This is a genomic window from Micromonospora sp. CNB394, from assembly GCF_000374985.1.
Classification (GTDB): Bacteria; Actinomycetota; Actinomycetes; order Mycobacteriales; family Micromonosporaceae; genus Micromonospora; species Micromonospora marina.
Genome location: NZ_KB895845.1, coordinates 20,049 through 35,165, shown reverse-complemented (window position 1 = coordinate 35,165; position 15,117 = coordinate 20,049). Strand labels below are relative to the sequence as shown.

1 protein-coding gene and 1 pseudogene are annotated in these 15,117 nt (G+C 75.6%); both read right to left on the bottom strand.

What is annotated here, in order from left to right:
• Positions 1 to 84: 84 nt before the first annotated feature.
• Positions 85 to 5,565: pseudogene (locus C569_RS0120960) on the bottom strand (type I polyketide synthase); the annotation flags it as partial.
• A gap of 25 nt (positions 5,566 to 5,590) precedes the next feature.
• Complete coding sequence (locus tag C569_RS0120955; RefSeq protein ID WP_018787728.1) at positions 5,591 to 15,076, bottom strand: type I polyketide synthase; 9,486 nt, start codon at positions 15,074 to 15,076, stop codon at positions 5,591 to 5,593.
• Positions 15,077 to 15,117: the final 41 nt, after the last annotated feature.

Here is a 15,117-nt window from a genome sequence, read left to right as displayed (position 1 = left end):
GTCATGCTCCGTCCTGGAACGTCGGTCCGATAGATGTATGTGCGCTGATAGGGGGCGCTAGGGGCATGCCAGGGGCGGAACCGGTCACAGGCCCCGCGCAGCCAGCCAACGCTGGACCGTGCCGGCGAGCTCCGGCCCCCGGTCGGCGACCATGCTGAAGTGGTCGCCAGCCGCGTCGACAGCCTCGTGCGGGTAGGGCCAGCGCGACCGCCAGCCGTCCGGTTCGCCGTCCCACTCCCCCAGCGGCTCGGTGGCCCGCACCAGCAGGGTCGCCGCCGCCATCTCGGTCGGCTGCCAGTCCAGGAACAGCGGCAGGTAGCCCGCCCACGCCGTCGTCCGCCAGTCGTCCATCGGCGTGTACGCGGTGTCCCGGTCGATCATCCCGTCGAGAAGCTGCGGCACCCACCCGCCGAGCACCTCGCTGTCGGCCGGGTAGGTGTCCATGAGCACCACCGCGTCCGGCGGGCGGCCCTGGCGTTCCATCTCCCCGGCGAGCAGGTTGGCCACCATCGCACCACCGGAGTGACCGGCCAGCACGAACGGGCCGGCGCCGACGGTGCGCAGCACCGTGTCGGCGTGCACCCGCAGCAGCGCGTCGAGGTCGGCGGGAAGCTCCTCGCCCACGCCGAACCCGGGGTTGGGCAGGGCCCACACGTCACGTACGCCCCGGAAGCCGGCGGCCAGCCGGGCGTACTCGTGCGCGCCGGAGAGCAGCGACATCGTGCAGCAGCACACCAACTGCGCCCGGGTCCCGCCCTCGGCGAGCCGGAGGATACCGGCCGGGCGGGTGAGCTGCGCCGGCTCGCGGAAGCTGGGGCGGAACTGGGCGAGCTTGACCAGCAGTTCGGCATACCCGGCCGGGTCCTCGCGCGCCTTCGGCTGGTTGAACAACCCGCCGAGCAGTCCGCCGCCGGCACTCTCCCCGGCAGGTCCGCCGGCGTCGTCCGCGCCGTCCCCGGCCGCCACCGCGCCGAGGAACCGGCCGAGCAGGTGAACGGCCAGCGCCGTAGGGGTGGGGTGGTCGAAGAGCAGGGTCGCCGACAGCTCCGCCCCGGTCTCCTGGCGCAGCGCGTCGCGTAGTTCCAGTGCGGTCAGCGAGTCGAAGCCGAGTTCCAGGAAGTCCCGGTCGGCCTCGACCGCGTTGGGCGAGGCGTGCCCGAGGACGGTGGCCACCCGTGCCCGGACCAGGTCCAGCAGGATCCGGTGCCGGTCGCCGGCCGGAACGCCGGCCAGCCGCTCGCGCAGCGCGCGGGCGGGATCGGTCGCGGCATCGCCGGCCTCCGGCTCCGCGCCGGCCGTCGCCTCGGGCACGCCGCGCAGCAGCGCGCTGGGCCGTACGACGGTGAAGGCCGGCACGAACGCGGGCCAGTCGAGGTCGGCCACGGCCAGGTGGTCGTCACCGCGGACCAGAGCCTGCCCCAGCGCGGACAGGGCCATGTCGGCGGGCAGCGGCCGGACCCCCCGGCGGCGCAACTGCGCCGCATCGGTGATCTCGTCCGCCCAGGGCACCCACGCGACGACGGTGGCCGGGCGGCCGGCGGCACGCCAGCCGGCGGCCAGCGCCGCCAGCCCGGCGCCCACGGCGGCGGCGACCGCCGCTCCCCCGCTGCCCCAGACGGCGGCCGTCGAGGTGAAGACGACGAACTCGTCGACCGGTAGGCCGGCGCAGGCCCGCCCGAGCAGTTCCACGGCGGCGGTGCGGGCGGCCACGGCGTCGACCAGGTCGTGCGGGTCCAGCACCGCCACCGGGTCGCCGGCCCCGTCGGAGTCGGCGACGTGCAGGACGGTGCGGATCTCGCTGCCGGTGGCGGCCAGCCGGTCCAGCACCTCGGGCAGCCCGTCCAGGTCGTCGACGGCGGTGACTGTGACGTCCGGGCCGGGCGGGGCGGCATCCGCCACCGGCCCCACGAGGACGAGGTGCGACGCGCCGCGCTCGGCGAGCCAGCGCAGCAGGTGCGGGGTACGCACCGGCGCGGACCCGTGCACCAGGACCGCGCCGCGGGGCCGCCAGTCCGTATCGGCTCCGCCGGCCGGGGCCCGGCGGAGCCGCCGGGCATACACCCCGCCGGTGCGTACCGCCACCTGGTCCTCGTCGCCGCCGGACGCGACGACCCGGGCGAGCGCGGCGAGCGCGACGTCGTCCGGCTCCGCCGGCAGGTCGACCAGCCCGCCCCACAGGCGCGGCTGCTCCAGCGCCAGCACCCGGCCCAGGCCCCAGAGGTACGCCCCGGCCACGCCGGGAGCGGCGTCGTGCGCGTCGACGGCGACCGCACCCCGGGTCACGGTCCACAGCGGCGTGCCGTTCCCCGCAGCGGCGAGGGCCCGCACCAGCGCGGCTGTCCCGGCGAGCGCGCCGGTTCCCGCGCCGGCCGCCGGTTCCTCCGCCGCCAGCAGCGAGACCACGACCGACCAGGTGCCGTCGGCGAGCGCGGCCCGGGCGACAGCGTCCAGGTCGTCTCCCACCGTGACCAGCGTCGGGTCCAGGCCCTCGGCGCGCAGCACGGTGAGCATCGCGGTGGCGTCGGTGCCGGCCCCGGCCACCAGCAGGCATCGGCCGGCCGGCGTGGCACGGGCGGAGGACAGGTCGACGCGTTCCCAGTCGGCGCGGTAGCGCAGCCCGTCCAGCTCCGATCCGCGACGCCGCCGGTCCCGGTAGGAGGCGAGGGCGGGCAGCACGTCGGCGAGCGCGTCCTGCCGGTCGGCGGGCAGGCCGAGCGCGGCGGCCAGCTCGGCCGGTCGTCCCTGCGCCACGGCCGCCCAGAACTCCTCGTCCGCTCCGGTCGCGGCGGGCGGAACGAGCTCCACTGTCGGCTGGTCCGGCCAGAAACGCTCGCGGTGGAAGGCGTAGGTGGGCAGTTCGACGCGCGCGGCGTCGCTGCCGCCGAAGGGAGCCGCCCAGTCGACCCCGGCACCGCGCAGGTCGACCGCGGCCAGCGCGGCGAGCAGCGTGGTCGCCTCCGGCTGGTCCCGGCGGGCGAGCGGCACGAAGGCCGCCGGTTCCATGTCGGGCAGGCACTCCCGGGCCAGCACGGTCAGGGCGCTGTCGGGGCCGAGTTCCACGAAGGTTCCGACGCCGCCGGCGGCGAGGGTGGCGACGCCCGCGTGGAAACGGACGGTGTCCCGGACGTGGTCGACCCAGTAGCCCGGGTCCGTGGCCTGGGCGGCGGTGAGCGGCTCGCCGGTGCGGTCGGAGACGATCGGAAGGCTCGGCGGGTGCCACGCGGCCTTCTCCGCGACGATCCGGAAGTCGGCCAGCATGGCGTCCATCCGGGCGGAGTGGAAGGCGTGGCTGACCCGCAGCCGACGGGACCGCCGGTCCTCGGCGGACAGCCGCCGCCCCACCGCGAGCACGGCCTCCTCGTCGCCGGAGAGCACCACCGACCGGGGGCCGTTCACGGCGGCCAGGGACACCCGCTCGTCGAGTAGCGGGACCACCTCCGCCTCGGACGCCTGCACCGCCAGCATCGCCCCGCCGGGCGGCAACTGTTGCATGAGCCGGGCCCGGGCGGCCACCAGGGTCGCCGCGTCGGCCAGCGACAGCACTCCGGCGACGTGTGCCGCGGCCAGCTCGCCGACCGAGTGGCCGAGCAGGAACTGCGGGCGTAGCCCCCAGGCGGTGACCAGCCGGTATGCGGCGACCTCGTAGGCGAACAGCGCCGGCTGGGTGAACTCGGTACGGTCCAGCAGATCCGCGCCGGGCGAGCCGGCCGCGGCGAAGACCACCTCCCGCAGCGGCCGGCTCAGGTGCCGGTTCAGCTCCCCGGCCACCTCGTCGAAGGCGGCGGCGAAGACCGGGAACCGGCGGCACAGCTCGGCGCCCATGCCGAGGCGCTGGGCGCCCTGCCCGGTGAAGAGGAACGCGACCTTGCCGGCCGGGCGGGCCACGCCTCGCACCACGCCGGGGGTGTCGCGCTCCTCGGCGACCGCGTGCAGGCCGGCCCGCAGCGCGTCGCGGTCACCGCCGATCACCGCTGCCCGGTACGGCAGGGCCGCCCGGGTGGTGACCAGCGAGTACGCCACGTCGGCGGGGGTCAGGTCGGGGTGATCGGCCAGATGCGCCAGCAGCCGCCGCGCCTGCCCGGCCAGGGCCGGTGCGGAGCGGGCCGAGACGATCCACGGTACCGGCGGGGCGGGCGTGCCGGCCGGCCGGACGTCGTCGGTGTCCGTCGCGGCGGCCTGCTCGATGACGACGTGTGCGTTGGTGCCGCTGATGCCGAACGCGGAGACCCCGGCCCGGCGTGGCTGCCCGGTCTCCGGCCATGGCTGCGCGCCGGTCAGCAGGGACACCGCCCCGGCCGACCAGTCGACGTGCGGGGTGGGCTCGTCCACGTGCAGCGTGGGCGGCAGCACCCCGTGCCGCATCGCCAGCACCATCTTCATCACCCCGGCCACACCCGCCGCCGCCTGCGTGTGCCCGATGTTCGACTTCACCGAGCCGAGCCACAACGGCCGGTCGGCGGACCGGCCCTGCCCATACGTCGCGATCAGCGCCTGCGCCTCGATCGGATCACCCAACGTGGTGCCCGTACCGTGCGCCTCGACGGCATCCACCTGGTCGGCACCCAGCCCCGCGTTCGCCAGAGCCTGCCGGATCACCCGGCGCTGCGACGGGCCGTTCGGAGCGGTCAGCCCGCTGCTCGCGCCGTCCTGGTTGACGGCGCTGCCGCGCAGCACGGCGAGGACCGGGTGGCCGTTGCGGCGGGCGTCGGAGAGCCGCTCGACGAGCAGCATGCCGGCCCCCTCGGACCAGCCGGTGCCGTCGGCGGCGGCGGCGAACGACTTGCACCGGCCGTCGGTGGACAGGCCCCGCTGCCGGGAGAACTCCACGAATACGGTCGGGGTGGCCATCACCGACACCCCGCCGACCAGCGCCATCGTGCACTCGCCCAGCCGCAGCGCCTGGCAGGCGAGGTGCAGCGCGACCAGCGACGAGCTGCACGCGGTGTCCACGGTGACCGCCGGGCCCTCCAGCCCGAGAGCGTACGAGATCCGGCCGCTCGCCACGGCTGCGGCGCTGCCGGTGCCGAGGTAGCCCTCGACGCCGCCGGTGACCCCGGTGAGCAGGGCCGCGTAGTCACCCTGGCTGCTGGTGGCCGCGTAGACGCCGGTGGGCGTGCCGCGCAGCCGGGTGGCGTCGATGCCGGCCCGCTCGAACGCCTCCCAGGCGGTCTCCAGCAGCAGCCGCTGCTGCGGGTCCATGGCGAGGGCCTCGCGGGGGCTGATGCCGAAGAACGCCGGGTCGAAGTCCCCGGCGGAGTAGAGGAACCCACCCTCGCGCACGTACGACGTACCCCGGCTGCCGGGGTCGGGGTCCGGATCGTAGAGCGCGCCCAGGTTCCAGCCCCGGTCGTCCGGGAACGCCGACATCGCGTCGCCGCCGGCGGCCACCAGGTCCCACAGTTGCTCGGGTGACCCGACACCGCCGGGGAACCGGCAGCTCATGCCGATGATCGCTACCGGTTCACCGAGCGCGGCGGTGAGCTGCTGGTTCTGCTGCTTGAGCTTCTGGTTGTCGAGCAGGGACGCACGCAGCGCGCCGACGACCTCGTCCAGGGAAACATTCATCGGGCGCTCCTCAGGGCCGGCCGGGTCACGAGTCGGAGCCTTCCAGGGCCATCCGGACCAGGCCGGCGACGTCGAGTTCGCGGATCTGGTTCTCGGGTGCGGGCGACGTGACCGGGACGGCGGACGCCACGGCCGGCGCGCCGGCACTCGTGCGGGCCAGCTCGAGCAGCGGGTCGAGCAGGCCCGCCTGCCGCAGCTCGTCGAGCGGGATCGCGGCGAGGGCCCGGCGCACGGACTCCTCGTCGCCGTCGCCGTCCCCCGCACCGTCCGCGAAGAGCTGCTCGTACAGGTGGCCGGCCAGGCCGTCCGGGGTCGGGTAGTCGAAGACGACTGTGGTAGGCAGGTCGTGCCCGGTCGCCGCGGCGAGCAGGTTGCGCAGTTCCACGGCAGTGAGCGAGTCGAAGCCGAGGTCCAGAAAACCCCGGTCGGTCTCGATCGCGTCAGCGGAGGTGTGGCCGAGCACCTTCGCCGCGTCGACCCGCACCATCTCCAGCAGGGCGGCCCGCCGCTCGTCGTCCGGCAGCGCCCGCAGCCCGGCGAGCAGGTCCCGGGCACCGGGCGCGACCGCCTCCGGCGCCTCGGCGGGGGCGGCAGCCAGCCCGCGTACGGCCGGCAGGTCGGCCAGCAGCGGACTGGGCCGCAGCGAGGTGAACAGCGGCTGGAAGGTGGCCCAGTCGACGTCGGCGACGGTGACACAGCTGTCGCCGACCGCCAGGGCGTGCCGCAGCCCGGCCATCGCCACGCCGGGCGGCATCACCCGGAGGCCGCGGCGACGCAGTTGCTCCGCCGCACCCTCGGTGTACATGCCCGATTCGGTCCACGGTCCCCAGGCGATGGAGGTGGCCGCCCGGCCCCGGCCGCGCCGCCGCTCGGCAAGCGCGTCCAGGTAGGCGTTACCGGCCGCGTACGCGCCCTGTCCGCCGCTGCCCCACACCGCCGAGATGGACGAGAAGAGCACGAACGCGTCCAGTTCGGCGTCGCCGAGCAGCTCGTCGAGGTGTTCGGCGCCGCAGACCTTCGGGGCGATGACGTACGCCAGGTCCTCCAGGGTGGTGTCGGCCAGCGGCACCACCTCGCTGACCCCCGCGGCGTGCACCACCGCGCGCAGCGGCGGCCCCTCCCGCCGGAGATCGGCCAGGAGGTCGGTCACGGCGGCGCGGTCGGCGGCGTCACAGCGGACCACCCGGCAGTCCACGCCGAGCCCGGCCAGCTCGGAGATCAGCTCGGCGGCGCCCGGGGTGCCGGTCCCCCGCCGGCTGGTCAGCACCACCCGTTGCGCGCCCTCGGCGGCCACCCAGCGGGCCACGTGCCCACCGAGCGCACCGGCGCCTCCGGTGATCAGCACCGTGTCCCGGGGCTGCCACGGCGTGGGCTCCCCGTCGGTGGTGGTGGCCGGTACGAGCCGCCGCACCAGCACCCCGGACTCGCGGACGGCGATCTGGTCCTCCACGCCGCCGGTGAGGATGCCGCCGAGACGCATCGCCGTCCACGGCTCCAGGTCAGTGGGCAGGTCGACCAGCCCGGCCCAGCGGGCGGGCTGCTCCAGCGCGGCCACCCGGCCCAGGCCCCACAGCATCGCCTGCCGCGGGTTGGCCGGGGCGTCGCCGTCGCCGAGGCCGACCGCGCCCTGGGTGACGCACCAGAGCCGGACCGAGGCGTCGAGGTCGACGAGCTGCTGGATCAGGTGCACGGTCGCGGCGAGGCCGCGCGGCAGCGCCGGGTGCTCGGCGTGCGGGGCGTCGTCCAGGCCGAGGAAGGACAGGATCGACAGCGGCCCGTCGCCCGCGCCGAACGCCTCGGTGAGCACGTCGGCGAACCCGCCGCACAGCTCCTCGGAGTCGGCGGCGGTGTCCACGGGCACGATGCTCACCTCGGCACCCAGGGCCCAGGTGCAGGACTGCAGGTCGGGGTCGTCCGCCCGGTCGGCGGGCAGCAGCACCAGCCACCGGCCGGGGTCCTGCTCCTGCGAGGTCTCCGCGACGGGCTCCCAGACCGCCCGATATCGGGTGCCGTCGACCAGGGCCTGCTCCCGGCCGCGCCGGCGCCACGCCGACAGGGCGGGCAGCACGGTGCCGAACGGCTGGTCGCGGTGCACGTCGAGGTCGCGGGCCAGCGACTCCAGGTCCTCGGCCTCGACCGCGGCCCAGAAGCGGCGCTCGACCTCGGTGGCCTCGTCGGCGGCCACGAGTGCGGCCCAGGGCGGCGGCTCCGGCCAGTAGCGCTGCCGGTCGAACGCGTAGGTGGGCAGCTCGACCCGCTGGGCGCCGGTACCGGCGTAGAGGGCGGACCAGTCCGGGGAGACGCCGTGGGTGTGCAGCGCGGCGAGCGCGCGCAGCAGGGTGGTCGGCTCGGCGCGGTCCCGGCGCAGGGCGGGCACCACCAGTGGGGCCCGACCGCCGGCCGGGGCCTCGGCCAGGACGGCCTGGGCGAGCGCGGTGAGCACCCCGTCCGGGCCGATCTCGACGTAGCCGGTGACGTTGCGCTCGCGCAGTGCCACGACGGCGTCGGCGAAGCGGACCGCCTCGCGGGCGTGGCGCACCCAGTAGCCGGGCGCGCCGATCTCCGCCGCGTCGACCGGCACGCCGGTGACGGTGGAGACCATCGGGATGCTCGGAGCCGCGTACCGCAGCCGTCCGGCGACGGCGGCGAGGTCGTCGAGCACCGGATCCATCAGCGGACTGTGGAACGCGTGGCTGACCGCCAGGCGCCGGACCCGGACACCCCGGGCGGCCCACTCGGCGGCCAGTTCCTCGACGGCGTCGCCGGCCCCGGACACCACGACCGCGGCGGGGCCGTTGACGGCCGCGACGGAGACCCGGTCGGCCCGCTCGCCGAGCGTGGCGGTCACCTCGGCCTCGGTGGCGGCGACGGCGAGCATCGCCCCCCCGGCCGGCAGCGCCTGCATCAGCCGGCCCCGGGCGGCGACCAGCTCGGCGGCGTCGGCCAGGGAGAGCACGTCGGCGGCGTGGGCGGCGGCGATCTCGCCGATCGAGTGCCCGGCGACGGCGTCGGGGCGGACCCCCCACGCCTCGAACAGCCGGAACAGCGCCACCTCCACGGCGAACAGCGCCGGCTGGGTGAACTCGGTGCGGTCCAGCGCCTCGGCCCCGGGCGTGCCGGGCTCGGCGAAGAGCAGTGGCTTGAGCGGGCGGGGCAGGTGCGCGTCGAGGGCGGCGCAGGCCTCGTCCAGGGCGGCGGCGAAGACGGGGAACGCCTCGGCCAGCTCGCGACCCATCCCGGCCCGCTGGGCGCCCTGCCCCGAGAACAGGTACGCCACCTTCGGCCGGGGCACCGCCACGCCGGTGACCACCAGCGGCGCGTCCTCGCCGGCACCGAGGGCGCGCAGCCCGGCGCCCAGCGCGATCCGGTCGGTGGCCAGCACGACGGCCCGGTGTTCCAGGGCGGCCCGGGCGACGGCCGACGACCAGCCGACGTCGACCGTACGTGGCTCCTCCAGCCCGGTGAGCTGCTCGGACCAACGCTGCGCCTGGGCGGCCAGCGCGAACCCCGAACGGCCGGACAGCAGCACCGGCACCACCGGCAGCCGCGCCGGGTCACCCGCCGGCTCCTCGACTTCGACCGGCTCCGGGGCCTGCTCCAGGATGGTGTGCGCGTTGGTGCCGCTGATACCGAACGAGGAGACGGCGGCACGGCGCGGGTGGTCGGTGACCGGCCACGGGCGGCCCTCGCCGAGCAGTTCGACCGCGCCGACGCTCCAGTCCACCTGGTCGGTCGGCTCGTCGACGTGCAGGGTCTGCGGCAGGTAGCCGTGCCGCAGCGCCAGCACCATCTTGATGATCCCGGCGACACCGGCGGCGGCCTGGGTGTGACCGATGTTCGACTTGATCGAGCCGAGCCAGAGCGGCTGCTCGGCGGGCCGCTCCCGGCCGTACGTGGCGAGCAGGGCCTGCGCCTCGATCGGGTCGCCGAGCTTCGTGCCGGTGCCGTGCGCCTCGACGGCGTCCACATCGGCCGGGGCGAGGCCGGCGTTGGCGAGCGCCTGCCTAATCACCCGCTGCTGCGACGGCCCGTTCGGGGCGGTGAGGCCGTTGGAAGCGCCGTCCTGGTTGACGGCGCTGCCCCGGATGACCGCGAGCACCGGGTGACCGTTGCGGCGGGCGTCGGAGAGCCGCTCGACGAGCAGCAGACCGAGGCCCTCGCCCCAGCCGGTGCCGTCGGCGGCGGAGGCGAACGCCTTGACCCGGCTGTCCGGGGCGAGGCCCCGCTGCCGGCTGAAGCCGACGAACACCCCGGGGGTGGACATGACGGTGACGCCGCCGACCAGGGCGAGGGAGCACTCCGAGCGGCGCAGCGCCTGGCAGGCCCAGTGCAGCGCGACCAGCGACGACGAGCAGGCGGTGTCGACCGAGACGGCGGGCCCCTCCAGCCCGAGGGTGTACGACACCCGGCCCGACAGGACGCTGCCGGCGTTGCCGGTCATCAGATGCCCCTCGGCGCCCTCGGCGCTGAACATCAGGTTGCGGTAGTCCTGGTAGTTGGTGCCGACGAATACGCCGGTGGCGCTGCCGCGCAGCGTGTGCGGGTCGATCCCGGCCCGCTCGACCGCCTCCCAGGACGCCTCCAGCAACAGCCGCTGCTGCGGGTCCATGGCGAGGGCCTCGCGGGGGCTGATGCCGAAGAAGCCGGCGTCGAAGTCGGTGGCGCCGGTGACGAAGCCGCCCTCGCGGGCGTAGCTGGTGCCCTCCTTTTCCGGGTCGGAGTCGAAGAGCCGGTCCAGGTCCCAGCCCCGGTCGGTGGGGAACTCCCCGATGGCGTCGCCGCCGGCGGCCAGGAGCTGCCACAGTTGCTCCGGGGTGTCCGCCCCGCCGGGCAGGCGGCAGCTCATCGCCACGATGGCGATCGGGTCGTCGTCCTCGGCCGCGGCGGCCGGGGCGGAGGTGGTCGCGTCAGGGACGATCCCGGTGAGCAGTTCGCCGAGGTGCGCGGCGAGCACCGTCGGGTTCGGATAGTCGAAGGCGAGCGTGGCGGGCAGCCGCAGGTCGGTGGCGGCGGCCAGGAAGTTGCGCATGTCGACTGCCGTCAGCGAATCCAGGCCGAGGTCGCGGAAGGGCTGGGTGGCCGGGATGTCGTCGGCGGCGCCGTAGCCGAGGGCCGTCGCCGCGCACTGCCGCACCAGCTCCAGCAGTGTCGCCGTGCGCTCCCCCGGCGCGAGCGCGGCGAGCCGCCGGGCGAGGGCCGATGGTAGGCCCGTCCCCTCCTCGGCGGCCTCCTGCCCGGCCGGCTGCGTCGCCTCCTGGGCCTCGGCGAGGTCGCCGATCAGCGGGCTGGGCCGCACCAGGGTGAACGCGGGGGCGAAACGGGACCAGTCGATGTCGGCGACGACCGTGGTGGGCTCGTCGCGGCGCAGTGCCCGGGCGAGGGCCTCGACGGCCAGTTCCGGATCCATGCCGATCATGCCGCCCCGACGCAGCCGTTCCTGGGCGCGTTCGTTCTCGGCGGGCAGGCCGGCCCCGCGCCAGGCGCCCCAGGCCACCGAGAGGGCTGGCAGTCCCTCGGCCCGGCGCCGCTCGGCGAGGGCGTCGAGGAAGGCGTTGGCCGCCCCGTACGCGCCCTGCCCGGCGTTGCCGGTGGTTCCGGCCACCGAGGAGAAGAGCACGAAGGCGTCCAGGTCGAGGTCGCGGGTCAGCTCGTCCAGGTGCAGCGCGGCGACGCACTTCGGCGCGGCGACGGTGTGCAGGCGCTGCGCGGTGACGGTGTCGACGATACCGTCGTCGAGGACGGCGGCGGTGTGCAGCACGGCGCTCAGCGGGGCGTCGGCGGGAACGGCGGCGAGCAGGTCGGCCACCTGTGCCCGGTCGGCGACGTCGCAGCGGGCCACTGTGACCCGTACGCCGAGGCCGGTCAGCTCCGCCTCCAGCTCGGCGGCGCCCGGGGCGTCCGGGCCGCGCCGGCTGGCCAGCAGGACGTGTGCGGCGCCGCAGCGGCCCGTCCAGCGGGCCAGATGCCCGCCCAGTCCGCCGGTGCCACCGGTGATCAGCACGGTGCCGCGCATCCGCCGGGTGTCGTCCGCGTCGCCGGAGTCGGCCGGCTCGGGTTCGGTGATCCGGGTGAGGCGGCGGACGAAGACGCCGGAGGCGCGGACGGCGAGCTGGTCCTCGCCCCGGCCGGACCGCTCCGCGCCGTCGTCGCCGAAGGCGTCCTCGCCACCGCTGGCGCCGAGCGCCGCGCAGAGCAGCGCGCCGGCCTGCGCGTCGAGCACGTCGGGCAGGTCGAGCAGGCCGCCCCAGCGGGCGGGGTGTTCCAGCGCGACGGCGCGGCCGAGCCCCCAGACGGAGGCGGCGGCGGGGCGCGGCGCCGGGTCGTCGGCGCAGGCCACGACGGCTCCCCGGGTGGCGCACCACAGAGGCGCCTCGACGCCGAGCAGCGCGAGCGCCTGCACCAGCAGGGCGGTGCCCGAGACGGCCAGCGAGGTGGCCGGGTGCTCCGGGTGCGCCCGCTCGTCCAGGCCCAGCAGCGAGAGCACGGCGACGGGTCCGTCCGGGCCGGTGAGCGCGGCGCTCAGCCGCTCGGCGAGCGCCGCCGGGTCGTGGGTGACGTCCAGCTCCACCGGGACGACGTCCGCGCCGAAGTTGCCGAGGGCCGACAGCACGTCGGTGACCAGCGGGTCGTCGCCCAGCGCCGCGGGCACCGGCACGAGCCAGGTGCCGGCGAGCCAGGTCAGCGGCAGGTCGGGCAGGGCCTGCCAGGTGACCCGGTAGCGCCAGCGGTCGATGTCCGGGGCGGCGTCGGCCGCGGTGCGGAAGAACGGCGGCGCGGGCCAGTACCGGTGGTGGTCGAAGGCGTACGTGGGCAGGTCGACGGTGGCCGTGGCGGGCAGCACCCTCGTCAGGTTGACGGGCAGGCCGACGGCGTACGCGGTGGCGAGGTTGGTCAGCAGCCGGGTCGCGTCGTCGTCACCACGACGCAGACTGCCGATGGTGTGCCCGCTCACACCGGCGTCGTCGAGGATCGCGGTGACCGGCATCGCCAGCACCGGATGCGGGCTGATCTCGACGAACGTGGTGTGCCCGGCGGCCACAGCCGTCCGCACGGCCGCGTCGAAGAGCACGGTCCGCCGCAGGTTGTCATACCAGTAGTCAGCGGTCATCACCGCCGGATCCACCCAGTCCCCGGTGAGAGTGGACACGAGCCGGGTATGACCAGCCTGCGGACTGACACCGGCCAGGTCCGCCCGAAGCTGCTCGGCGACCTCCTGCACCGCGGGCGAGTGCGACGCGTAGTCCACGGGGATCAGCCGGGCACGAACACCCTCGGCCCCACACGCCCGCACGAGGTCGGCGACGTGCTCCGGCGGACCCGACACCACGACGGTGGACGGGCCGTTGACCGCCGCGATCCCGACACCTGGAAACGCGGGCAGCCGCTCGGCCACCGCCTCGGCCGACAGGTCCACCGACGCCATCGTCCCGGTACCCCGCAGCACCGCCAGCGCACGCGACCGCAACGCCACCGTCTTCGCCGCGTCCTCCAGGCTCAGAATGCCCGCCACACACGCCGCACCGATCTCACCCTGCGAGTGACCGATCACCGCGTCCGGAACCACACCCGCCGCACGCCACACCGCCGCCAGAGCGACACCGACGGCCCACAGCACCGGCTGCACCACCTCGACCCGGTCCAGCCACGACTCGTCCTCGCCCGTGAGCACCGACACGAGATCCACATCGAGATGCGGCGCCAACGCCCGCCGGCACTCCGCCAGGCACTCGTCGAACACCGGCGTACGACCGACCAGCCCCGCCGCCATCCGCGCCGACTGCGCACCCTGACCCGGAAACACGAAGACCGGGCCCGCACCCGGGCTCGACGCCACTCCCGTGACCACGTTCCCCGCCGGCTGACCAGCAGCGAAGGCATCCAGCCCGGCAAGCAACCCCTCGACGGACGACCCGACGACAACGACGCGATGATCGAAGGCCGACCGGGTAGCCGCCAACGACCAACCCACCTCCACCGGATCGATCCCGCCCCGCTCACGCACGTGCCGCGCAAGCCGGCCAACCTGACCGGCCAACGCCGTCCCCGACCGCGCCGACACCGGCCAGACCACCACATCCGAAGCGACCAAGCCCGCCCCACGCCCACACGCACCCGACTCGACCAGTTCGGCCGACTGCTCGATGATCACGTGAGCGTTGGTGCCGGAGATGCCGAACGAGGAGACGGCGCCCCGGCGTACCCGGCCCGTCTCGGGCCACGGGCGTGCCTCCGTCACCAGTTCCACCGCGCCGGCCGTCCAGTCGACGTGCGGGGAGGGTGCGTCGACGTGCAGCGTCGCCGGCACGAGGCCGTGCCGGATGGCGAGCACCAGCTTGATCACGCCGGCCACGCCCGCTGCGGCCTGGGCATGGCCGATGTTCGACTTCACCGAGCCGAGCAGCAGTGGCGGGGCCTCGCCACGGTCCTGCCCGTACGTGGCGATGAGCGCCTGTGCCTCGATCGGGTCGCCCAGCCTGGTGCCGGTGCCGTGCGCCTCCACCACGTCGACGTCGGCGGTGGAGAGCCGGGCGGAGGTGAGGGCCTGGCTGATGACCCGCTGCTGGGCCGGCCCGTTGGGCGCGGTCAGCCCGTTCGACGCGCCGTCCTGGTTGACGGCGGTGCCGCGGACCACAGCCAGGACGCGGTGGCCGTTGCGGCGGGCGTCCGACAGCCGCTCGACCAGCAGCCAGCCGACCCCCTCGGAGAAACCGGCGCCGTCGGCGGCGGCGGCGAACGACCGGCAGCGCCCGTCGGTGGAGAGTGCGCGCTGCCGGCTCGATCCGATGTAGAGCCCCGGGGTGGCCATCACGGTCACCCCGCCGGCCAGCGCCAGGTCGCACTCCCCCGCCCGCAGCGCCTGCACGGCGAGGTGCAGCGCCACCAGCGACGACGAGCAGGCCGTGTCGATGGAGACGGCCGGTCCTTCGAGCCCGAGGGCGTACGACACCCGGCCCGACGCGACGGCCGCCGCGCCCCCGGTCATCGAGTGCCCCTCGTCGCCGTCGGGCGACATCATCAGCAGGGTGCCGTAGTCCTGCCCGTTGGTGCCGACGAACACCCCGGTCCGGCTGCCCCGCAGCGAGGCGGGATCGATGCCGGCGGCCTCTACCGCCTCCCAGGAGGTCTCCAGCAGCAGCCGCTGCTGGGGGTCCATGGTCAGCGCCTCGCGCGGCGAGATGCCGAAGAAGGCGGAGTCGAAGTCGCCGGCCCCGTCGACGAACCCGCCCTCCCGGGCGTACGAGGTGCCCGGGTGGTCGGGGTCGGGGTGGTAGAGACGCTCCAGATCCCAGCCCCGGTCGTCGGGGAAGGGCGCGACGGCGTCCCGGCCGTCCCGCAACAGCTCCCACAGGTCGTCGGGATTGCGCACCCCGCCCGGCAACCGGCAGCTCATCGCCACGATAGCCACCGGCTCCAGTTCCTGGGACTGGGCCTCGCTGAGTCGGCGGCGGGTGTCGTGGAGATCAGCCATGACCCGCTTGAGGTAGTCGCGGAGCTTGTCTTCGTTGGCCATCGGAGTGCCGCTTCCTCGAAAGAGACGGGAGAGAGCTGGAG

Bases quoted from the DNA above. Each gene is read 5' to 3' on its own strand.
- C569_RS0120955 (WP_018787728.1), bottom strand. From the start codon at position 15,076: ATGGCCAACGAAGACAAGCTCCGCGACTACCTCAAGCGGGTCATGGCT.